The sequence below is a fragment of the Chryseobacterium sp. L12 genome, from assembly GCF_056133985.1.
In genome coordinates this window covers 85,138-107,822 of sequence record NZ_JBVYOF010000017.1, presented here as the reverse complement: position 1 = coordinate 107,822, position 22,685 = coordinate 85,138, and the positions used below count along the sequence as shown (strand labels likewise).

At 34.8% G+C, this 22,685-nt stretch carries 20 protein-coding genes; 16 read left to right on the top strand and 4 right to left on the bottom strand.

The window, feature by feature from the left end:
* Window positions 1-9 precede the first annotated feature (9 nt).
* Window positions 10-630, bottom strand: a complete 621-nt coding sequence (locus AC0NBN_RS10590; protein WP_160811893.1) for an HD domain-containing protein — start codon at window positions 628-630, stop codon at window positions 10-12.
* Between the two features lie 40 nt (window positions 631-670).
* Window positions 671-949 carry a rhodanese-like domain-containing protein gene (locus AC0NBN_RS10585; RefSeq protein WP_089741980.1) on the bottom strand — a complete coding sequence of 93 codons (279 nt, stop codon included), beginning with the start codon at window positions 947-949 and terminating at the stop codon, window positions 671-673.
* A gap of 107 nt (window positions 950-1,056) precedes the next feature.
* On the opposite strand from AC0NBN_RS10585, the gene queG reads away from it, so the two are divergent.
* Complete coding sequence (gene queG / locus AC0NBN_RS10580; protein ID WP_160811894.1) at window positions 1,057-2,004, top strand: tRNA epoxyqueuosine(34) reductase QueG; 948 nt, start codon at window positions 1,057-1,059, stop codon at window positions 2,002-2,004.
* Window positions 2,005-2,076: 72 nt separating this feature from the next.
* Here queG and AC0NBN_RS10575 read toward each other — a convergent pair whose 3' ends face one another.
* Entirely contained in the window at window positions 2,077-3,255 is a 1,179-nt protein-coding gene (locus AC0NBN_RS10575; protein WP_160811895.1) for a carboxypeptidase-like regulatory domain-containing protein, read from the bottom strand.
* A 246-nt stretch (window positions 3,256-3,501) separates the two neighbouring features.
* Here AC0NBN_RS10575 and AC0NBN_RS10570 point away from each other — a divergent pair, with 246 nt between their 5' ends.
* From AC0NBN_RS10570 to AC0NBN_RS10520, 11 genes are all read left to right on the top strand, one after another.
* On the top strand, window positions 3,502-4,767 hold the full coding sequence (locus tag AC0NBN_RS10570; protein WP_160811896.1) for a mechanosensitive ion channel domain-containing protein: 1,266 nt from the start codon (window positions 3,502-3,504) through the stop codon (window positions 4,765-4,767).
* A 136-nt stretch (window positions 4,768-4,903) separates the two neighbouring features.
* Window positions 4,904-5,623 carry a pyridoxine 5'-phosphate synthase gene (locus AC0NBN_RS10565; RefSeq protein ID WP_160811897.1) on the top strand — a complete coding sequence of 240 codons (720 nt, stop codon included), beginning with the start codon at window positions 4,904-4,906 and terminating at the stop codon, window positions 5,621-5,623.
* A gap of 88 nt (window positions 5,624-5,711) precedes the next feature.
* Window positions 5,712-6,506 carry an alpha/beta fold hydrolase gene (locus AC0NBN_RS10560; protein ID WP_160811898.1) on the top strand — a complete coding sequence of 265 codons (795 nt, stop codon included), beginning with the start codon at window positions 5,712-5,714 and terminating at the stop codon, window positions 6,504-6,506.
* Window positions 6,507-6,614: 108 nt separating this feature from the next.
* A complete protein-coding gene (locus AC0NBN_RS10555; RefSeq protein ID WP_130915351.1) occupies window positions 6,615-6,812 on the top strand; it encodes a microviridin/marinostatin family tricyclic proteinase inhibitor in 198 nt (65 codons plus the stop codon).
* A gap of 83 nt (window positions 6,813-6,895) precedes the next feature.
* Window positions 6,896-7,855 (top strand): MvdC/MvdD family ATP grasp protein, encoded by a 960-nt coding sequence (locus AC0NBN_RS10550; RefSeq protein ID WP_160811899.1) that lies wholly within the window; start codon window positions 6,896-6,898, stop codon window positions 7,853-7,855.
* Window positions 7,845-8,852, top strand: coding sequence for an MvdC/MvdD family ATP grasp protein (locus AC0NBN_RS10545; RefSeq protein ID WP_160811900.1), 1,008 nt, complete (start codon window positions 7,845-7,847; stop codon window positions 8,850-8,852). The genes AC0NBN_RS10550 and AC0NBN_RS10545 overlap by 11 nt, the downstream gene beginning before the upstream one ends.
* Before the next feature lie 7 nt (window positions 8,853-8,859).
* A complete protein-coding gene (locus AC0NBN_RS10540; protein ID WP_474468349.1) occupies window positions 8,860-11,016 on the top strand; it encodes a peptidase domain-containing ABC transporter in 2,157 nt (718 codons plus the stop codon).
* Window positions 11,017-11,019: 3 nt separating this feature from the next.
* A complete protein-coding gene (locus AC0NBN_RS10535; protein ID WP_160811901.1) occupies window positions 11,020-12,036 on the top strand; it encodes an NAD-dependent epimerase/dehydratase family protein in 1,017 nt (338 codons plus the stop codon).
* Window positions 12,036-13,802, top strand: a complete 1,767-nt coding sequence (locus AC0NBN_RS10530) for an AMP-dependent synthetase/ligase (protein WP_160811902.1) — start codon at window positions 12,036-12,038, stop codon at window positions 13,800-13,802. The genes AC0NBN_RS10535 and AC0NBN_RS10530 overlap by 1 nt, the downstream gene beginning before the upstream one ends.
* Window positions 13,803-13,907: 105 nt before the next feature.
* Window positions 13,908-14,969 carry a diphosphomevalonate/mevalonate 3,5-bisphosphate decarboxylase family protein gene (locus tag AC0NBN_RS10525; RefSeq protein WP_160811903.1) on the top strand — a complete coding sequence of 354 codons (1,062 nt, stop codon included), beginning with the start codon at window positions 13,908-13,910 and terminating at the stop codon, window positions 14,967-14,969.
* 185 nt (window positions 14,970-15,154) lie between these two features.
* Window positions 15,155-15,526: a hypothetical protein gene (locus AC0NBN_RS10520; protein WP_474468347.1), complete on the top strand. Its 372-nt coding sequence runs from the start codon at window positions 15,155-15,157 to the stop codon at window positions 15,524-15,526.
* A gap of 18 nt (window positions 15,527-15,544) precedes the next feature.
* Here AC0NBN_RS10520 and AC0NBN_RS10515 read toward each other — a convergent pair whose 3' ends face one another.
* Entirely contained in the window at window positions 15,545-16,693 is a 1,149-nt protein-coding gene (locus AC0NBN_RS10515; protein WP_160811905.1) for a methionine aminotransferase, read from the bottom strand.
* A 75-nt stretch (window positions 16,694-16,768) separates the two neighbouring features.
* Between AC0NBN_RS10515 and AC0NBN_RS10510 the strand changes: the two genes are divergently transcribed.
* From AC0NBN_RS10510 to AC0NBN_RS10495, 4 genes are all read left to right on the top strand, one after another.
* Window positions 16,769-17,551: a TIGR00266 family protein gene (locus tag AC0NBN_RS10510; protein WP_160811906.1), complete on the top strand. Its 783-nt coding sequence runs from the start codon at window positions 16,769-16,771 to the stop codon at window positions 17,549-17,551.
* Window positions 17,552-17,699: 148 nt separating this feature from the next.
* A complete protein-coding gene (locus AC0NBN_RS10505) occupies window positions 17,700-19,583 on the top strand; it encodes a DNA topoisomerase IV subunit B (RefSeq protein ID WP_143883361.1) in 1,884 nt (627 codons plus the stop codon).
* Window positions 19,584-19,611: 28 nt separating this feature from the next.
* Window positions 19,612-20,094 carry a hypothetical protein gene (locus AC0NBN_RS10500; protein WP_160811907.1) on the top strand — a complete coding sequence of 161 codons (483 nt, stop codon included), beginning with the start codon at window positions 19,612-19,614 and terminating at the stop codon, window positions 20,092-20,094.
* Window positions 20,095-20,097: 3 nt separating this feature from the next.
* The gene (locus tag AC0NBN_RS10495) at window positions 20,098-22,683 is read left to right on the top strand and encodes a DNA gyrase/topoisomerase IV subunit A (RefSeq protein ID WP_474468345.1); all 2,586 of its coding nucleotides are present in this window, start codon (window positions 20,098-20,100) and stop codon (window positions 22,681-22,683) included.
* The last annotated feature ends 2 nt before the right edge of the window (window positions 22,684-22,685 follow it).

Here is a 22,685-nt window from a genome sequence, read left to right as displayed (position 1 = left end):
ACAGGGTTTTTAGTTTAAGTTTTTTAGCTCGTCCATTATATTTTTCCTTGCAGTTGCTTCGTATTTTTCACGGAAAAATTCTGTTTTGTAAATGTTTTCCAAATCGAGAAAATGCTGTAAAACTTTCTTTCTGCCCGGTTTGTAAACGAAGTCGGGATAGATTGAATATTCTTTTCTTATCTGTTGTATATATTGACTGTAAATTTCAGAATTCTTGCCAAGAACACATAAATCAGCATCCAGAAGATAATTGGTATCTGAATCATCTGATTTTTGATGAGATTTTGTTGCTAAAATCTGGCGGCAGATGACTTCAACATCGTTTGTATTCAGGTCTAAATCAGTCAGTCTTTTTGCAGCATAATCTGCACTTTTTTCTTCATTGGATTTTGAAGTTGCACTATAGACCACATCATGATAAAAAATTGAAAAAGAAATAATTTCAATTCTTTTTATGTCTTGTTCTACCTGCTCAATTTCTTCAAAAATATTTTCAATATGCAGGAGATTATGATAGTGTCTTGACTTTTCAGCATAACTTTTACTGATCTCTGTCCATAGTTTTTCTATTAATTTCTGATCATCAGAGTAATGAAAACAGAGATTTTTAAATGTTTGTTCTAAAATCATATTTTATTGAAAAAAAAGGAACCTGAAGTTCCTTTAATATTTACAGTTGAGATTTCAATTCTGCCCAGCCTCCGCCGTTATATCCTTCTTTCAGACCTTGCGAGTTCAGATATTCCAAAGCTTTTCCGCTTCTGTTTCCGCTTCTGCAAAATAGAATTACAGGCTTTTCGATAGATAAAATCTCATCTTTTCTGTCTTCCACTTCTCCGAGCGGAATATTTTTCGCACCTTCTATATTTCCGTCCATTTCCAGTTCCATGGGTTCACGAACGTCGATTAATTCATAGTTTCCTGATTGTAATACATCTGCTAATGACATAATGTTTATTTTTTTATTAAAATTAACGATTTAAAATGACTGATTATTCATGACATTCAAATTCAAACAAATTTATAAAATAATCTTAGTTTTGCAATGCGAAATCTATGAATTCAAAAGCCGAACAATATTCCCAGCTCATTAAAACCAAAGCCAGAAGTTTTGGATTTCAGAATTGTGGAATTTCGAAAGCTGATTTTTTGGAAGAAGATGCAAAACATCTGGAAAACTGGCTCAAAAGCAATTACCAAGGCGAAATGAAATACATGGAAAATCATTTCGACAAAAGACTTGATCCGAGATTGCTCTTAGAAGGTTCCAGATCAGTTATTTCTCTTTCTTACAATTATTTTCCCGAAGAAAAAATTCCGTCTCTGGACAATTTTAAAATATCTAAATACGCGTATGCAGAAGATTATCATGAGGTCATTAAGGATATTCTGAGAGAAATGGTCGCCGAGCTTCAGAAAGAAATCGGTGAGTTTTCGTTCAGAGTTTTTGTAGATTCTGCTCCGGTAATGGAAAGAAGCTGGGCAAAAAAATCGGGAATAGGATGGGTAGGAAAAAATGCGAACCTGATTACTAAACAAAGCGGATCATTTTATTTTCTGGCTGAAATTATTTGTGATCTGGAATTAATGGCAGATCATGAAACAACAGATCACTGCGGAACGTGCAGAAAATGTATTGATGCGTGTCCAACAGATGCAATTGTCTCAGATAAAATTATAGATGGAAGCAAATGTATTTCTTATGCAACCATTGAGCTGAAAAGTGAAATACCGGATCATTTTAAAAATAAAATGGAAGACTGGATGTTTGGCTGCGACATTTGCCAGGATGTTTGTCCGTGGAACCGTTTTTCAGTTCCGAATTTTCAGAATAAGTTTAAACCGAATGATCAGCTCAGAAATTTCAGAAAAGGAGAGTGGAGAGAGCTTACACAAGATCTGTTTTCGGAAATATTCAGAAAATCACCGGTGAAAAGAACCAAGTTTTCAGGATTGAAAAGAAATATAGATTTTCTTGCTCAGTCTGAAGAACACAAACTTTAATTCAGAAAAAAACCGGAAGATAATTTCTCCCGGGTCTTGGTTATTAGTAATCAGTCTGAAGTTTTCAATTTTCTAAAGGTTCAAAATCACATACTGTAAAATTACCCCTGCATTTCCGATGTTTCCGGTAGCATGATTGTGAAAAGTGGTATAATAGATATATCCGCTGTTGGTAGTTCCGGTGCAAGAGCCTACAGTAGCTCCTAAAGCCACAAGATAAGGTACTGCAATTTGTGGAACAGAAACACTGATTTGAATATTGCCGGGAAGCGTTATACAAACTGTGGTAAAGGTCGAGTTGGAGGCATTCCCGATAGGTGTATTGGGAAGTCCTGTTGCTGTAAATTGATTGGTTCTCAGCATTAATGCATCATTGCTTCCTGCATCTTTTACCAGAACTTCCCAGTAATTTGCATCATAATTGATGATTTTCTGCCATGCTCCCATGTCATAATCAATATTCAGAGTATTGAAGCCTAAAGCGGTTGATAAACCCGTATTATTAACGGATGCAGCAACCATTCCCGATGAGCCGGTGTTTTTAGAACAAAGTTTTGAGTCTGGAACAAAACCTCCAGGAAGCGCACAGTTGTTGGTATTGTCATTACCTCCTACAAGATAAGAGACATCCCAGTCTGAAGCATAAATACTTCCTCCGTTTGCCACAAAAATAGCTAAATTATTGTCTATAATCGGATAAAGAGAAGCATTGGTGCTGTATTTTCTGGATCCGCAGTTAAGGAAAATAATGTCGTACTGTGCAATAGTAAGCATATTGGCAAGATCTGCATTTGTAATTTCAGTAGCGGTATAACCAAGATTTTGAATAATATCTTCAATTTTATCGAAACTTCCCTTTACATAAGCAATTTTAGCAACCTGATTGAGTTTGGTCTGGGCAGAATTGAGACTTAAAGTTTCATTTTCTTTAATTGTTGCAGAGATCTCTGTGCGGAAATTACTTCCGTTACCGGTCTGAATGTAGATGGTATGATTTCCTGCAGGGGCGTCCATTGTAAAGTTTCCGCTGGCATCAGAAGTGGTATGATAAATTTTATATTTATCGTCGAAAGTAAAAACAGAAGCACCACCAATTGGTTTGTTTCCGTTTTGTGACATGACTCTTCCGGATATTTTTCCGGTTTTTACTGTGTTTTCTACAACGGTTTCTACAGCTGTTTCGGTTTCCGAACGGCAGGAAAATACCGTCAATAGAAAGATTAATAGAAAAAGAAGATTAAGCTTTCTCATAAATATAAGTTTTTTAGGTTAGGATTACTAAATTAGTTAATTTTTTATTAAGTTGTTAATTTTATTATGTTATTTTTATTATTAAATTAATTATTTTTAATTTTTATTAATAATAATGAGGGTTTGATGGAAGCTTAGCGGCTGATAATTTAGTAATTTTGTACAGTAAAATATTCAGAAATATTTTTTCATTTGTTATGAAAGGTATGATTATGGGTGTTTTATCTTGATAAATAATTTTTTAGGATGAAAGATGAAATAAAAGACACCAAAAGTTTTTTTCAGGAGATGAGCGAGCAGCTTTATGTATATATTATTAAAGTAACTCCGGATGGTGCTTCGTGGATATTTCATATAATTGTAAAACTTGGGCTTCTTCTTGCCATTTTTCTTTTTCTGGACTTTCTTTTTAAGATTATCATTAACTATATTTTCAGGTTTTTCAGAAATGAAAATAAATATCCGATTATTAAATCGGTTTATCAGTCAAAAATTACCAATTCGGTAGCACATTTTATAGCTTTGGCATTCATAGGAAGCATACATGAGTCTATCTTTGCTGGTGCTTTGCGGCAAACTACTATTTTTATTATCAGATCAGTGAATCTCGGGTTGGTATTTATTCTGGCAGGAATGCTGTACAGAGCGCTTACCGGATTTAGGTATTATTTCACTATAAAACAGGATTATTATAAAGTAATGGCAATTAACGCAGTTTCCGAGACTATTAAAATTCTTGGGATTTTTGTGTTTTCTGTGGTTGGTATCTGTGTAATTTTCGGAATCAAGGGGACAACTATTGTCGGAAGCTTAGGAGCGATTACTGCAGTGTTGGTTTTGGTATTCAGAGATACAATTTTAGGATTTGTTACCGGTATTCACGTAGCAACATCCAAAAGTCTGAAAGTTGGCGACTGGATCGGAATTCCGAAATATAATATTGAAGGAAATATTTTAGATATAAGTCTTTTAACAACAAAAATTGCCAATTTTGATAAAACGATTTCTTCTATTCCTACTTACGATCTGCTTACAACTGAGATTAAAAATCTCCAGGTAATGTCAGAATCCAATACCAGAAGAATAAAAAAATCAATATTCTTTAATATTAATTCGTTTAAATTTCTAAGCAATGATGAAGTTGAAAAATTAAAAGAAATCAACCTGCTTTCAGACTACCTAAACCATAAAACTTCTGAAATTAATTTCGAAAAAGAAAATATTAAACATAAAGATAAAATTATTAACGGAAGGCAGCTTACCAATATTGGTGTTTTCAGATATTACACACAAAAATATCTTGAGCAGGATCCGCAGGTAGATAAAAACAGCCCAATTATGGTACGTCAGCTAGAAATTACTACACAAGGTCTTCCAATGGAGGTCTACTGTTTTGCCAATGACTCAAAATGGGAGCATTTTGAAGAAATCCAGGCTGATATTTTTGATCATTTACTGGTAGCTTCCAAAGAGTTTGATTTGCAGATTATGCAGATTGGTTTGCCAAAATAATCATCATTTTTGTGATAATAATTTTCATTCATTCTGAGATAAAAAGAACTTTATAAAGAGACTTTGAAGAGGTTTCTTTATTTTTGTATACTAATAAAAAGAGGTAGTGATCATAATCCTCAAATTTTAAGTAAAAATGACAAAACTAAGTGTAAATATTAATAAAATAGCTACCTTAAGAAACGCAAGAGGCGGAGAAACGCCCAGTGTAACAGAGGCAGCAGTTAAAATTCAGGAATTTGGAGCGCACGGAATTACCATTCATCCCAGACCTGATGAAAGGCATATTACGAGAAAGGATGTCTATGATCTGAAACCTTTGGTTCATACCGAATTTAATATTGAAGGAAACCCGCATCGTAAATTCATCAATATGGTTTTAGAAATAAAGCCGGAACAGGTAACATTGGTTCCTGATGCTGATGATGCTATTACCTCAAATGCAGGTTGGGACTGCGAGAAAAACCTGGATTTTCTGAAATCGGTTATTGCTGAATTTAAAAACGCGGGAATCAGAACTTCTATTTTCCTTGATCCGAATCCGGAAATGGTGAAATTTGCCGCAGAAACAGGCACTGACAGAATTGAATTGTATACAGAAGCCTACGCTAAAAATTACTCTGTGAATAAAGAACAAGCGATCAAGCCTTATGTTGAAACTGCTGAAAAAGCGGCTGAATTTGGTTTGGGAATCAATGCAGGACATGATTTGAGTTTAGAAAATTTAAAATATTTTTCAGACCATATTCCAAAGCTCCTGGAAGTTTCTATCGGACATGCTTTGGTTTCTGAAGCTTTGTATATGGGAATGGAAAACACGGTTCAGGCATATCTGAAAAGATTGGCAAAATGGTAGAATTAGAAACTAGATGTTAGAAATTAGAAGTTAGTTTTGTGTATTGTTTACTAACCTATAATTTCTAACCTCTAAAATCTTAATAAAAATGGAAATTTTACATTCAAAAATATTTGGCGAAAATTTATCGTCAACACCGCTCTTAGTGTTTCACGGATTATTCGGAATGCTTGATAACTGGGGAAGCTTTGGGAAAGAAATAGGCGAAATTATGCCTGTTCATTTAATAGATCTGAGAAATCATGGCAGAAGTTTTCATTCCGAAAATATGTCACATGATGATCTTGCAGACGATATCGCTAATTACATGAGCCATTACGGTATACAAAAAGCGCACGTTTTAGGACACTCATTAGGCGGAAAGGCGGTCATGCAGTTTGCTGTCAATTATCCCGAAAAAGTTGAAAAACTTATTGTTGTAGATATTTCTCCAAAATCCTATCCACCACACCATCAGGGAATTATAAAGGCTCTGGAAACGGTAAATTTTGATGAGATGAAATCTAGAAGTGAAGTAGAAGAAGTTTTGAGTCAGTATATTCCTGAAAAGTCTACTATTCAGTTTTTGGCTAAAAATCTATATTGGGAAGAAAACGGCGATTCTAAAAAGCTGAACTGGAGATTTAATCTTAAAACTTTAGCAGAAAAATACAGTCAGTTTGTATCTAATGCCATTAAATTTGGTGTTTTTCAAGGTGAAACTTTATTTATTGCCGGGGAAAAATCAAACTATATTTTACCGCAGGATGAGTTTTCCATCAGACAGCAGTTTCCTAAGGCGCAGTTTGTGAAAATTAAAAATGCGGCGCATTGGGTTCAGGCAGATAATCCTGTTGATTTTGCGTTTATAGTAAAAGATTTTTTAGATTTAGCAAAAGATTAAATGGCGGTGAATTATAATGTTAAAATTTTCTTAAATAACGTATTTTGCTTTTATTGATCACTAATAATTATTACCTTAGTAAGGTCAAATCAATAAAAATATTTCATTATGGAAAAGAAAAAATTAAAAAAACCGTTTTTTGCTTCGTTTTTAGAAAATCAAATAAAAGATACTAAAGCGGTAAAAGGAGGTGCATCGGGAACAGGACTTACAACTCCTTTGAAAGATACGGTTACTAAGCCTGTTTATGATACCCATCAAACAATGAAGTATCCGTCAGACGGAGATGAAGGAAGTGATATTTAAATTTTCTCTTAGAAAAGCATATTAACAACTTTATATTGAAAGGAAACTTAGACGTCAAGTTTCCTTTTTTATTATGATTAAAGATGATTCTCTGTATCACTCATTCTCAGGACTTTTACAATATTGATCTTTTTTTTGAATATCTTACATCGAAAAATATTCCTTTTTTTCGGTTAAATTCTGACTGTTTCAACCATCAGATGAAATTAAGTCTTAATACTAGTTCGTTTACAATAACGGATGAATCGGGCAATCAAATCAGTTCTGAAGATATAAAAGCGGTCTGGCACCGCAAAACCTGGAGTGTTAAATTCCCCGAAGATCTTGATGATCATTACCGGTCTATTTTTTTAAATGAATATCAAAGCTTAAGATTAAATGTTTTCACGACACTCGAACATCTTCCATGGATCAATCCTTTGCAGCCTGAAAGAAACATTGAGTCCAACAAGATTTTGCAGCTGAAAATCGCCAAAAAGAACGGCTTAATAATTCCTGAAACACTTTTTTCAAACAATGAAGATGCGGTAAAAGATTTTTTCCGTAATTTCTGTAATGGTAAAGCAATTGCAAAACTTCACGGAACGATTTCTGCGTCTATGGATGGTCAGGAAATGATTTCGACTATAGTTTTTGATGAAAATAGTCTTGAGCATCTGTCTGATATTGCTTCTTGCCCAATGATTTTTCAGCCCTATATTCACAAGCAGTATGAGCTGAGAATTGTGTATGTAAATGGTGATTTTTTTACCGGAAAGATCAATAACAGCATTTACGCTGACTGGCGGGTTTCCCGGTCAGACTTTTTCTGGGAAAAATATGATTTGCCGGAAGCTGTAGAAAACAGTTTAAACTTAATGATGAAAGAAATGGGTTTGATTTTTGGAGCGATTGATATGATTAAAAGTACTGATGGAAATTACTATTTTCTGGAAGTAAATCCGCAGGGAGAATGGGGAATGCTTCAGAAAGAATTAAATTTTCCTATTGCAGAGAGAATCGCAGATTATCTTATAAACAGAATATACACCAATGAACAATAAAATATTAATCATTACACATACACAAGACAGTTTTTCCTTAGAAAAAGTTACAGAATTTATCGCTCAGAATAATTTCGAGGTTATCCGTTTTGATGTAGATCTATATCCTTTAAAAAATCAACTTTCTACTGTTTTTGAGAATGGAAAATGGATATCATATTTAAAAACACAAGACACCAGAATCAAATTAGATGATCTTTCTGCAGTTTGGTACAGAAGAGCTTACAATATAGGGACTGGCTTAAAAGAAGAGCTGGAAGCTAAATTTTTTGGTCCTGCTATGGGCGAAATCAGACATACACTTTTTGGTTTTATAGAATCTCTGGATTGCTATTCATTAGGAAAGCCAAGTGTGTACCGCAGAATCGACAGCAAAGAAGAACAGCTTAAAATAGCACATAAATTAGAATTTAAAATTCCTGAAACCTGCATTACGAATGATCCGGAAGAAGCTAAAAGATTCATTATGCAGCATCAGAATGTTGTTGGGAAAATGCAAACAGGTTTTGCAATCTACGAAGATGGCGTTGAAAATGTAGTTTTCACCAATGTTATTGATGAAGAAAGCCAGGAAAGATTAGATTCACTGGTATATTGTCCGATGCAGTTTCAGAAGAAGATTGAAAAGAAAAAAGAACTGCGGATTACGATAGTCGGGCAGGACGTCTATGCGTTTGAAATTGATTCGCAGCAATCTGAAGATGCAAAAATAGACTGGAGAAAAGATGGCATCAATTTAATTGACAAATGGAAAAAAACAAAAATTCCGGCAGATATTGAACAGAAACTTCTGAATTTACTTGATGTTTATCATGTAGATTATGGTGCCGTTGATATGATTGTTTCGCCCGAAGATGAATATTATTTTATCGAAATCAACGCCGCAGGAGAATTTTTCTGGTTAGATAATCTTTTGGATGATCATGCAATTTCAAAAAGCATTGCCGATGTTCTCTGCGGAAAAGTACCCAGAAGAAACAATATGGTTTTAAAATAAATTTTTCGTGGCAAAAATTACCTTTTACAGGCAGCTCGATTCGATGGATTGCGGACCGACATGTCTTAGGATAATTACAAAATATTTCGGAAAGAATTTTTCAGCGGAATATCTTCGCCTGATTACGCTTCAGTCCAGAACAGGGGTGAGCTTTCATGATCTCATTTCTGCTTCTCATGAACTTGGTTTTGAAACTCTTGCGGTTGAAACTGATTTTGAAAAGCTGATGTCTGAAGCTCCTAAACCCTGCATTTTACACTGGAAGAATGAGCATTTTGTGGTTTTGCCTCCACAGCAAAAAACGGATAAAATTCTGATTGCTGATCCTGAATATGGGAAAATATTGCTCTCTGAAGATGAGTTTAAAAGCGGTTGGCTTCAGAACACTGAAACAGGGAAAGCTCTTTTGCTGCAGCCTGCTCAGAAATTTTATGATAAAAAAGAAGAGAAAATTCAGGAAGGCTTTGGTTTTCTCTTCTCATACCTCAGGCCTCACAGACAATCTTTGGCTATGTTGGTTTTTACTTTGCTTTTGACAAGTATAATCACGCTTGCTTTTCCTTTTCTTACACAGAATCTCGTAGATAAAGGAATTAATTCTAAGGATAAAAATCTGGTTCTGATGATCATTGCTGCGCAGATTTTTCTTTTTTCCGGAAACAGTTTTATGGAATTGATAAGGAGCTGGATTATGCTGAAAGTCAATACCCGGGTAAATATCAAACTGATCAGCGATTTTATAGAGAAACTGATAAAGCTTCCCGTTTCTTATTTTGAATCCAAAAAGCTGGGTGATATTCAGCAGAGGATATTAGATCATCAGAGAATCAATTCTTTTCTTTCAACCAATACGCTTTCAATTCTTTTTTCATTTTTAAACCTTATTGTATTTTCAGTGGTTTTGGGAATTTATAATCTCATTATTTTACTGATATTCTTTGTTTTGAGTGCGCTTTCGGTTATCTGGATTTCTGTTTTTTTAAACCGGAGAAAAATTTTAGATCAGAAAGAATTTGTACTTAACAGTAAAAATCAGAATATTCTGAACGAAATGGTTTTGGGAATGTCTGAAATCAAAATCAATCAATCAGAAAATTTCCAGAGAACTAAATGGGAAAATCTGCAACATGATGTATTTGAAAGAAATAAAAAAGCGCTGAAGCTTTCGCAATATCAGATGATTGGGGCGGGTTTCATCTCTCAGCTTAAAAATATTCTTATTACAGGATTTGCAGCCTTTTCGGTTATTGATGGCGATCTTACTTTGGGGATGATGCTTGCCATCAGTTTTATTGTTGGTCAGATGAATTCGCCTTTCGATCAGCTTCTGTATTTTATAGAGATTTCTCAGGATGCAAAATTAAGCCTGGAAAGAATTGCTGAGGTTCATACCAAACCGGTAGAAAATACAGCTCAGCATTTTAAAGAAATAAAGAACAATAATGATATTGTACTCAATAATGTAAGCTTCGGTTTTGGGGATTTTGATATTTTGAAAAACTTGAATGCCGTCATTCCGCATGGTAAAGTAACGGCAATTGTAGGAGAAAGCGGAAGCGGGAAAACTACACTTTTCAAGCTTCTTCTTCGTTTTTACGAGCCAGATTCAGGACAAATTGATTTTGGCGGAACTTCATTATCGGACATTTCACTTAATGAATGGCGTAAGATCATGGGAACTGTTCTGCAAGAAGGTTTTGTTTTTTCTGAAAGTATTCGGAGAAATATAACTTTGAAGCAGGATAATATTGATGAAAATCTGCTGGATTATGCTGTAAAAGTTGCAAATTTGCAAAAACTGATTCAGCAGCTTCCGCAAGGTATGGATACCATTGTCGGAAACGACGGAATAGGTCTGAGTACAGGGCAAAAACAGCGTATTTTGATTGCAAGAGCCATCTACAAAAATCCGTCTGTTTTTCTTTTGGATGAAGCAACGAGTGCTTTGGATGCGCAGAATGAAAAGGAAATCATGAGCAATCTTTTTGATTTTTTTAAAGGAAAAACGGTGATTATCATTGCACATCGCCTTAGTACGGTAAAAAATGCAGACCAGATTCTTGTTCTCAATGACGGAACTTTTATTGAAAAAGGAACTCATGCCGAACTGTTGGAAAAGAAAAATTTTTATTTTAATTTAGTAAGTAATCAAGTAGGAATATAATTAATGGTTTTCGTAACAGGTGCTACAGGGATTTTAGGCAGGGTAATCGTTCTGGAACTTTTGAAAAAAGGGAAAAAGGTACGGGCAGCCAAAAGACCTACCAGTAATTTAATTGAGGTAAAAAATTCTTACCGTTATTATACTGAAAATTCTGATGATTTTTTCAGCAAAATTCAATGGGTAGATATTGATTTTGAAGATATTCTTTCTGTTGAAGCTGCATTAAACGATGTTACGGAAGTTTATCATTGTGCCGCCAAAGTAGGGTATAACCCAAAAGACAGTAAAGAAATTTATCGTACCAACACAAAAAGCACTGAAAATCTTTTATATGCATGTGAAAATTCCACTGTTAAAAAATTTCTTCATGTAAGTTCTACTGCAGTCTTAGATTTATTCAACGAAAACGGAGAGCTTGACGAGAGCTCAGATTTTAATCCTAAAGAAGATCATTCTGCATATGCGATTTCAAAACATATTTCAGAAATGGAAGTCTGGCGCGCTTCTGCGGAAGGATTGAATGCCATCATCATCAACCCCGGAATGATTATAGGAACCGGAAACTGGGGGAAAAGCAGCGGAGATGTTTTTCCTACTTTTGAAAACAACAACTTTACATTTTCCGGAGGCACAAGCTATGTAGATGTGAGAGATGTTGCAGAAATTGCTGTACACCTTATGGAGAAAGAAAAGTTCGGTGAGCGTTTTGTGATTGTATCAGAGACTAAAAAATATGCTGAAATAGGAGAGCAGATAAGAAAAAAATTAGGTCTGAAAGAAGCTAAAATTCTTTCAAAGAACATTCTTCAGATCGGCAGAGTTGCCAATGTATTGTTCAGCTGGCTTATTCCTCAGCTGAGAATGGCAACTAAAACTAATATAGAAGCTGTTTCAAACCTCAATTTTATTTCAAATAAAAAAATAAAAGAAAGACTGGGATATCAGTTTATTCCTGTTTCAGAAAGCATAGACTTTCATCTTAATAACTATATTAACGACAAAAAGCTGAATAAAAAGTAATGAATCTTGCAGAGGCTATCATCAGAAAAAATGTAGAAAAACATCCTTTAAAATCAGCAGTCGGCTTTAAGAAAAAAGATTCGGGATGGAAGGAACTGAGCTGGAACAAATTCAGTGAAATTGTTTACAAAACCGCCAATGCACTGAAAAATTCAGGAATTGGAGAAAATGATAAAGTTGCGATCTATGCAGACAATTCAGCAGAATGGATGATTTTTGATCTTGCTGTATTATCTGTAGGAGCCATTACCGTTCCTATATATTCAACCAATAATGGTGAACAGACAGAATTTATCCTTAATGATTCGGGTTCGAAAATGATTTTGGTGGGAAATCAGTCTCAGTATGATGCTTGTCTGGAAATTTTACAGAAACAAAATACTCAGCTTGCAACCATTATTGTTTCTAAAAAAGCAGTCTGGATTAAAAAAGAGTTCAGCAGTTTTTATCTTGAAGACTTTATTGCTAAATCGTCTCCAAAATTTGATTTTATCAATAAAGAAGATGAGGACACTGCAACATTGATCTATACATCAGGTACAACGGGAACACCAAAAGGGGTGATGCTCTCGCATGGTAACTTTATCAAAGCTTTTGATGCACATTTTGATTATTTTAAATTCAGGAATTTTGAGGAAGAATTGTCGCTGGCATTTTTACCTTTAACCCACGTCTTTGAAAGAAGCTGGAGTTTACTTTGCCTTTACGGCGGTGCAAGAGTTTATTTTCTGGAAGACCCGAAAGATATTGCCAAAACTCTGGAAGAGGTAAAACCGACGATGATGTGCGCTGTTCCAAGATTTTTTCAGAAAATTTATGCAGGCGTTTTAGAAAAAGCAGAGGAAGGCTCTTTGAAAAAGAAAATTTTCAGTTGGGCACTGGAAACAGGATGGCAAACTGCAGAATTAAGAAGAAATGAAAAAGCTATCCCTTTTGGATTAAAGATAAAAGAAACTTTTGCCGATCTTCTGGTCTTTAGTAAAGTAAAGGAAAAGATGGGTGGCAGACTTTGGTTTCTTCCATGCGGAGGAGCATCTTTGTCACCTGAAGTAACCCGATTTTTTGAATCTATCGGTATTCATGTAACGGTTGGTTACGGCTTAACAGAGACAACCGCAACATTAACGGCTCTGCCTTTTACTCGTTTTGAACACGGCAGTTGTGGAAAGCCTTTGCCCGGAGTTGAAATAAGAATTGGAGAGCAAAACGAAATTCAGGCAAAAGGTAACGGTATTATGAAAGGTTACTACAATAAAGCTGAAGAAACCGAGAAAGTTTTTACTGAGGACGGCTGGTTTAAAACCGGTGATGCAGGAAGATTTGATGACCATGGAAATCTTTTCATTACAGATCGCATCAAAGATCTTATGAAAACTTCCAACGGAAAATACATTGCTCCGCAGCAGATAGAAAATCTTCTTACCAACAATAATTTTATTCAGCAGATTACTTTAATTGCTGAAGGACGCCAGTTTGTTTCTGCTCTGATTGTTCCGAATTTTGAGTTTTTAACAGAGTTTTTACAGAAAAACGGCATAAGTTTTACCAATTGGGAAGAAATTGTCAACAAAAAAGAAATTATAGATTTTTATAAAAAGAAAATAAATGAACTTCAATCTCATCTTTCAGATTTTGAAAAGGTGAAAAAGTTTACTTTAATGCCGGCTGAATTTGAAATTGGCAGTGGAGAGATTACTCCTACTTTAAAAGTAAAAAGAAATGTTGTCTTGAAAAAGTATGCTGATGTGATTGAAAAAATGTATTGATATTTTTATAAGAAAGCTCCAAAAGGACAAAAATTACCAAGAACAGGTTAATCTGATTTAGAAAATAAGCAAAACGATGAAGCCCTGACAAGGCAAATAAAAATTATGACAACAAACGAATTTTTAGGAAAAGAAAATTTCACGGTAAAAAATATATCAGTTTCGGAGAGCTGTCCGTCAAATATTGCTTTAATAAAATACTGGGGCAAATATAAAGACCAGATTCCGGCAAATCCGAGTATCAGTTTTACTTTGAACCATTGTAAAACCAATACTGAAATAGATTTTTTTGCTAATGAACCATTCTCTGTTCAGACTTTTTTAGCAGGGAATGAAGAAATTAAATTTGCTGAAAAAATAGAAAAATATTTTAAGAATATAGAGCAGTATTTGCCTTGGGTTTTAAAAGGAAAATATATCATCAGAACAGAAAATACATTTCCTCACAGTTCGGGAATTGCAAGTTCAGCTTCCGGTTTTGGAGCTATTGCAAAATGTCTCATGAAATTGGATGAGTGTTTTTCTTCCGACATTCAGGATCCATCATTTATAACAAGAAAAGCTTCATTTTTGGCAAGATTAGGAAGCGGAAGTGCATGCAGAAGTTTGTATGACGGATTGGTTGTTTGGGGAGCAACTGATGAGGTGAAAGATAGTTCAGATCTGTTTGCAGTTAAATATTCTGATGCTGAAATTCATCCTGTTTTCAAAGATTTTAATGATTGGGTTTTATTAATTCATGAAGGTGTAAAAAGTGTTTCTTCCACTGTGGGTCATGGTTTGATGAATACTAATCCTTATGCTGAAAGGAGATTTCAGGAAGCCCGTGAGAATTTTGTTCCGATGAAAAAAATACTGAAATCAGGAAATATGGAGGATTTCATTAAACTTGTGGAGCATGAAGCATTGACCCTTCATGCGATGATGATGATGAGCGATCCGGCTTTTATTTTAATGAAAACCGGAACTTTAGAAGTTATCAATAAAATTTGGGATTTTAGAAAAGAAACAAGTTTGCCATTATTTTTTACTTTGGATGCAGGAGCGAATGTTCATTTATTGTTCCCGAATGATGGTTCCGAAGAGCAAATTAAAACATTTATTGAGTCTGAATTGCTGCAGCATACTCAAAACTATGGAGTTGTGAAGGATGTGATGAAATGGTAATAAACTTCCATATTAAGAAGCGGCGAATGTCTAGAATCAAAAACCATTTTTTTAAGGAGCAAATTCCGGATAAAGTTGTGATTGAAAAAAGTAAAATTTCGTACGCACAATATTTCATTATTCCATCAATTTCTACTTTTGTAGGTTTACAATATTTTAAACAAAGTGATTATAATCCTACTTTTTTGTTTTTGATTCTGCTTGGTGGTTTATTTAGTTTTGGATTGAATATTTTTCTAACAAGAAAATTCAGAAAAAATCCCGAAATTGTTTTAAACAAAAAGGGAATAACTTTCTCAGACAGTCGAACAATTTTTTGGAATGAGATTGAATTCTATCATCTACAGCATAAAAATTCAATTTTGAGAATTTTTTTAAAATGTAAAAATGAAGATTTTGCTTTTGAATTTAATTATTTACCAATTTCAAAGGTTAAATTAAAAGTTCTGTTGAACTCTTTTTATAGAAAATCTAACAATCAAAAACCTGCTTATAAGCCCATTATTAATAATGTTTTGCAAATCAATGATGTAAAACTTAATAATTATTTAGATTAAACCTGTAAGATCGTTTTCTTAAAGCTTTTGTAAATTCTCAATCGCTTTTTCGAGCGTTTCATTCTTCTTTGCAAAGCATAATCTGATCACATTTTCATTCATCTTGTCTTTGTAGAAAGAAGAGAACGGTACGGTTGCCACTTTATAATTAATGGTAAGTTCATGGGCAAAATCAAAGTCTGTTTTATCAGAAATTTTATCGTATTTCACTGCCTGAAAGTAGGTTCCTTCACAATCCAGAAGCTCAAAAGACGTGTTTTTAAGACCTTCTCTCAGAAAGTCACGTTTTTCCTGGAAGAATTGACTGAGTTGAAGGTAATTGTTTTCATTTTTCATGTAATCTGCTAATGCCAATTGTAAAGGTGTGTTCACACAAAAGACATTGAATTGATGTATTTTTCTGAATTCATCAGTCAGTGATTTTGGTGCTGCGCAGTAGCCTATTTTCCAGCCGGTAATATGAAAAAGTTTTCCGAAAGATGCAATGAGAAAGCTTCTTTCTTTCAGTTCGGGATATTGGCAGATGCTCAGGTGCTGATTTCCGTCAAAAACCATGTTTTCATATACTTCATCACTGAGGATTAAAATGTTTGTGTCTTTTACAATTTTTATTAATTCCTGAATGTCATCTTCCTTTAAAATCTTTCCGGAAGGATTGTTGGGATTATTCAGAATGATGAGTTTTGTTTTGTCTGAAATCAGATTTTTAATTTCATTCCAATTGATGGTATAATCTGGTGCCGTCATCCTGAATCTTTTAACAATTCCTCCGAAAAGCTCTACGGTAGGTTCATAGCAATCATAAGCGGGTTCGAAAATAATTGCTTCATCACCATCTTTTATGATTGTGGCAATAGCTGTGAAAATTGCCTGTGTTCCGCCTGCGGTAATGGTGATTTCTGTATCGGGGTGATAAACAGCACCGTGAGAATTTTCAATTTTTTGTGCAATTTGCTCTTTCAGCGGTAACATTCCGCCTAGTGGTGCATACTGATTAAATCCATTTTTGATATAATGATCTGCAAGACTCAAAAGTTCAGGATCTGCAGGAAAGTCAGGGAATCCCTGAGATAAGTTAATGGCTTGGTTTTCATTGGCAAGCTGGGTCATCAGGCTGAAAATTGTGGTTCCTACATTAGAAAGCTTAGATAAAGGAAGTTGTATCATAGATCAATATGGATTTATATAACTAAAATAGGTTATTTTTAGGATTAAAATTGAATAAATTAAAAAAATAAAATTATGAATAATCACGAAATTGATTACAAGATTCACGGCGAGGAAATGCAGTGTGTTGAGATTGAACTTGATCCACAGGAAAGTGTGATTGCTGAACCGGGAAGTTTTATGATGATGACAGAAGGTATAAAAATGGAAACCCTTTTTGGTGACGGCAACGAAAAAGGATTGATGGGTAAACTCTTCTCCGCCGGAAAAAGGCTGCTTACAGGTGAAAATCTTTTTATGACTGTTTTTACCAATATTGCTCATGGTAAAAAGCATGTTACTTTTGCAGCTCCTTATACAGGTAAAATTATTCCTTTGGATTTAAGCCAGCTGGGCGGGAAAGTAATCTGCCAGAAAGACTCATTTCTTTGTGCAGCAAAAGGCGTTTCTGTGGGAATTGAATTTCAGAGAAAATTGGGAACCGGGCTTTTTGGTGGCGAAGGATTTATTATGCAAAAGCTTGAAGGAGACGGGATGACATTCGTACACAGTGGTGGTCATGTTATTGAAAAAGATTTGCAGCCAGGAGAAATTCTTAAAATAGACACAGGCTGTATTGTCGCATTTACAAAAACCGTTGATTATGATATTCAGATGGTTGGCGGAATTAAAAATACTCTTTTTGGCGGAGAAGGTGTGTTTTTTGCCCAGCTTTGCGGACCGGGAAAAGTATGGATTCAGACACTCCCTATTTCACGTCTTGCCGGCAGAATTCTTCAGTTCGGAACCGGACAGCGGAAAGAAGAAGGCGGGATTCTCGGAGGTTTAGGCAATATTCTTGACGGTGACCGTTTTTAATACAAAAAGACATAACTTTTGGTTGTGTCTTTTTTTGTACCTCATTATTTATAAAGCTTTTAATTGTGATACTCTGAGAAAAAACATCTCTTAAAATTCGTCTTTTTTTGTTCTAATTCGTATTTTTGTCTGTTTACTGAATTTATATATGTCACAAGATTTACAGCCCAACTATTCCGAAGAAAATATCAGAACCCTCGATTGGCAGGAACACATCCGTCTGCGTCCCGGTATGTATATTGGGAAGCTTGGTGACGGCTCTTCTGCCGATGATGGAATTTATATTTTGCTGAAAGAAATTCTGGATAATTCAATTGACGAATTCAGAATGAAAGCAGGAAAAAGGATTGAGATCAAAGTTGATGAAGGGAAAGTCCAGATTCGTGATTTCGGTCGCGGTATTCCGTTGGGAAAAGTTGTAGATGCGGTTTCAAAGATGAATACCGGAGGTAAATATGACAGTAAGGCTTTCAAAAAATCAGTCGGTCTGAATGGGGTAGGTACAAAAGCTGTAAATGCCTTATCAGATTATTTTCGGGTACGTTCTTTCCGTGACGGAAAAATGAAAATTGCAGAATTTTCCCGAGGTTTAATTACAGAAGAATTTCCGGAAAAAGAAACTTCAGACAGAAACGGAACTGAAATCTCTTTTACTCCGGATGCGGAAATTTTTCTTCACTACAAATTCAGAAAAGAGTATATCGAAAGAATGCTCCGCAATTATGCATATTTGAATCCTGGATTGAAAATTATTTTTAACGGTGAAACTTTTTTCTCGGAAAACGGTCTTAAAGATTTGCTTGATGAAGAGCTTGAAAATGAGACGCTTTATCCGATCATTCATTTGAAAGACAATGATATTGAGGTAGCCATTACCCACACCGATAAATCTCAGACGGAAACTTATTTTTCTTTTGTAAACGGACAGAATACAACACAGGGCGGAACTCACCTGAATGCATTTCGTGAAGCTTTTGTAAAGACAATACGGGAGTTTTTCAACAAAAATTTTGATGCTTCGGATGTACGGAAGTCAATTGTTGCTGCTGTCTCTATTAATGTTGAAGAGCCTGTTTTTGAATCTCAGACCAAGACCAAACTTGGTTCAAATGATATCGGACCGAATGGTCCGACTGTGCGTACTTTCATTATTGATTTTCTTAAAAGCAAATTAGATAATTTTCTACATAAAAATCCTGAAATTGCAGAAGCAATTCAGAGAAAAATTTTGATTTCTGAAAGAGAAAGAAAAGAGCTTTCCGGAATTCAGAAATTAGCGAGAGAAAGAGCCAAAAAGGTTTCGTTGCACAATAAAAAACTCCGTGACTGCAGACAGCATTACAATGACCAGAAAGCAGAAAGAAAAGCGGAGACACAAATATTTATCACTGAGGGGGATTCTGCTTCCGGATCTATTACAAAATCCAGAGATGTAGAAACTCAGGCTGTATTTTCACTAAAGGGTAAGCCGCTAAACTGTTATGGCTTAACCAAAAAAGTGGTATACGAAAACGAAGAATTCAACCTTCTTCAGGCAGCTTTGAATATTGAAGAAAGTCTTGAAGACCTGCGCTACAATCAGGTCATTATAGCTACGGATGCCGATGTTGACGGAATGCACATCAGACTTTTGATGATTACATTTTTCCTTCAGTTTTTCCCTGATGTAATCAAAAACGGGCATTTATATATTCTTCAGACTCCGCTTTTCAGAGTAAGAAACAAAAAGGAAACAAGGTACTGCTATACAGAGCAGGAAAGAATAAAAGCTTTAAACGAATTGGGCAAAAACCCTGAAATTACGCGATTCAAAGGTTTGGGAGAGATTTCTCCTGATGAGTTTAAGCATTTTATCGGGAAAGATATTCGTCTGGAGCCAGTAGTAATTGGGAAAGATCAGACGATTGAGCAGCTTCTTGAATTTTATATGGGTAAAAATACTCCGGACAGACAGGTTTTTATTCTCGAAAACCTTGTGGTGGAAGATCCCGATATTGATAAGAAGGAAATTTTGGATGAAATAGAAATTTAGAAAGATTTAAAACAAAAACACAAATAGAATGAGACTTAGCAACAAAAATAAAATTCCTGTTTATAACTTTTTCAATACATTATTATTAATGTTGTTTTCGGCAGGAATTATCGGCTTTATTTTTAATGAGCTTAAATTTGATATTTTAGGAAATATAAGCTATGTACTTATTGCGGCGCCGATGTTATTACTGGTTATTTTTCACCTCGTAGGACGCCAGATTTTTGAGTATGACAGTGATGGTGAAGCTTTAAACTTTAAAAACAGAAACATCATTCCGTTTATACATAAAGAGCTGAGTGATGAGTTTCCTAAATATAAACTGATAAGATTTGAAATTGTTGCTATATTTTTTATTAAACGGCTGTATATTACGGTATCAAGTAAAAATAATGGTGCCACACTTCTGAAATATGAAATTTCATATTTGACCAGAAAAGAAATAAGTGATTTAAAAGTTTCTCTCAATAAAGTGGTGAAAGCCAATCAGGAGAAAAGACATCAAAAATAGACAATGATAGAAGAAAACGCTCACGAAGGCGAAAGCTTAAAAAAAGTTTCAGGACTGTATAAAGACTGGTTTCTGGATTATGCATCTTATGTAATTTTAGACAGAGCAATTCCGTCTGTGTATGATGGTTTTAAGCCAGTTCAGCGAAGAATCATGCATTCTATGCGTGAACTGGAAGACGGACGTTACAACAAAGTTGCCAATATTGTAGGAAATACAATGAAGTATCATCCTCACGGTGATGCTTCTATTACCGATGCAATGGTAGGAATCGGACAGAGAGAACTTCTGATTGATACGCAGGGAAACTGGGGAAATATATATACAGGAGATTCTGCCGCAGCTGCAAGATATATTGAAGCCAGGCTTACTCCTTTTGCGTTGGAAGTGGTTTTTAATCCTAAAACAACCATTTGGTCTAAATCTTATGACGGAAGAAACAACGAACCCGTAGATTTACCTGTAAAGTTCCCTTTGCTGTTGGCACAAGGTGTTGAGGGAATCGGAGTTGGTCTTTCCACAAAAATTTTACCGCATAACTTCAACGAACTGATCAATGCATCCGTTGCTTATCTGAAAGGGAAAAGGTTTGAGATTTTCCCGGATTTTCTTACAGCGGGTTATCTTGATGTTTCTGAATATAACGACGGTGCAAGAGGTGGTAAAGTAAGAGCAAGAGCCAGAATTTCTCAGGTTGACAAGCATACTTTGATGATCACTGAGCTTCCTTTTTCCAAGAATACCGGCGATCTCATAGATTCTATTCTGAAAGCCAATGAAAAAGGTAAAATTAAAATCAAAAAAATTGAAGATAATACTTCAGATAAGGTAGAAATCCTCATTCATCTTCATAATGATGTCTCGCCAGACAAAACGATTGATGCTTTGTATGCATTTACAGATTGTCAGGTTACTATTTCTCCGAATGCATGTGTCATTGTAGGTGATAAACCTATGTTTATGAGTGTATCTGAAATTCTTAAAATGAATACAGATCATACTGTTTCCTTACTTAAAAAAGAGCTTGAAATAGAACTTCACGAGCTTCAGGAAAGCTGGCATTTTTCGTCTTTGGAAAGAATCTTTATAGAAAACAGAATTTATCATGACATTGAAGAAGTAAAAAGCTGGGAAGAGGTTCTGAAAACTATTGAAGAAGGTCTGAAACCACACACTGCACATCTTTTAAGAGAAGTAACACAGGAAGATATTCTGCGATTGACGGAAATCAGAATTAAAAGAATTTCCAGATTCGATCTGGATAAATTTAAAGAAAATATTGCAGCTTTAGAAGGAAAAATAGAGCAGGTAAGATTTAATCTGGCAAATTTAATTGCTTATGCAATAGATTATTATACCAATATTCAGAAAAAATACGGTAAAGGAAAAGAGAGAAAAACCGAATTAAGGATTTTTGATACGATTGATGCTACAAAAGTAGCGGTTGCCAATGAGAAATTCTACGCCAATTTCGAGGAAGGTTTTATCGGAACTTCACTTAAAAAAGACAAATATCTTTTTGACTGTTCAGATATTGACGATATTATTACTTTCCGAAAAGACGGAAGTATGAAAGTAGTAAAGGTAGAAGCCAAAACATTTATCGGAAAAGATATACAGCATGTAGCAATCTGGAAGAAAAATGATAAAAGAACGGTATATAATATGATCTATCGCGAAGGCAGAGAAGGACCATACTATATGAAAAGATTTTCTGTAACAGGTGTTACCAGAAATACAGATTACCCTTTGGCATCAGACAAAAAAGGTTCTGAAATGCTTTATTTTTCGGCAAATCCGAATGGTGAAGCTGAGGTGGTAACTGTTCTTCTGAAACCTAATCCAAGAATCAGAAAAAATAAAATGGAAATAGATTTTTCTGAATTGGCAATTAAAGGTCGTGATTCTAAAGGAAATCTTGTAACCAAATATTCCATAAAAAAAGTGGATCTGAAAGAAGAGGGTGTTTCTACTTTGGCTCCAAGAAAGATTTGGTTTGATGACACAGTACGAAGGCTGAATGCCGATGCAAGAGGAAGTTTTCTGGGGAACTTCAAAGGTGATGATAAAATTTTGACCATTAATTCTCAGGGAGAAGCCAAACTGGTAAGTTTCGATCTTGGCAATCGTTTTGATGACGAATATATTGTCCTGGAAAAATGGAAACCGCAACAGGCTGTCACCTGTATCTATTATGATGGTGAAAAAGATATTTATTTTATAAAACGGTTTTTACTGGAAAACACAACAAATATTCAGACCTTTATGCCATCTGAACATCCGAAATCTTTTATAGAACGTATTATTGTATCTGATAATGCAACGGCAGAAATTATTTTTGCAAAAGATAAAGGAAAAGAGCGTGAGCCGGAAACGGTGAATATTGACGAATTTATTTCTGTAAAAGGAATAAAAGCCATTGGAAATCAGTTTACCAAATTTAAGGTTAAGAATATTAATATTACCATTCCTGAACCTGTAGAAGAGGAACCGGAAGTATATGAAGAACCTGATTTCGGATCTTCAGCTGATGATGAAGGAGGAACAATCGGAGACTTGTTTGAGAGTGGAGCTAATCAAGAAAATTAAGA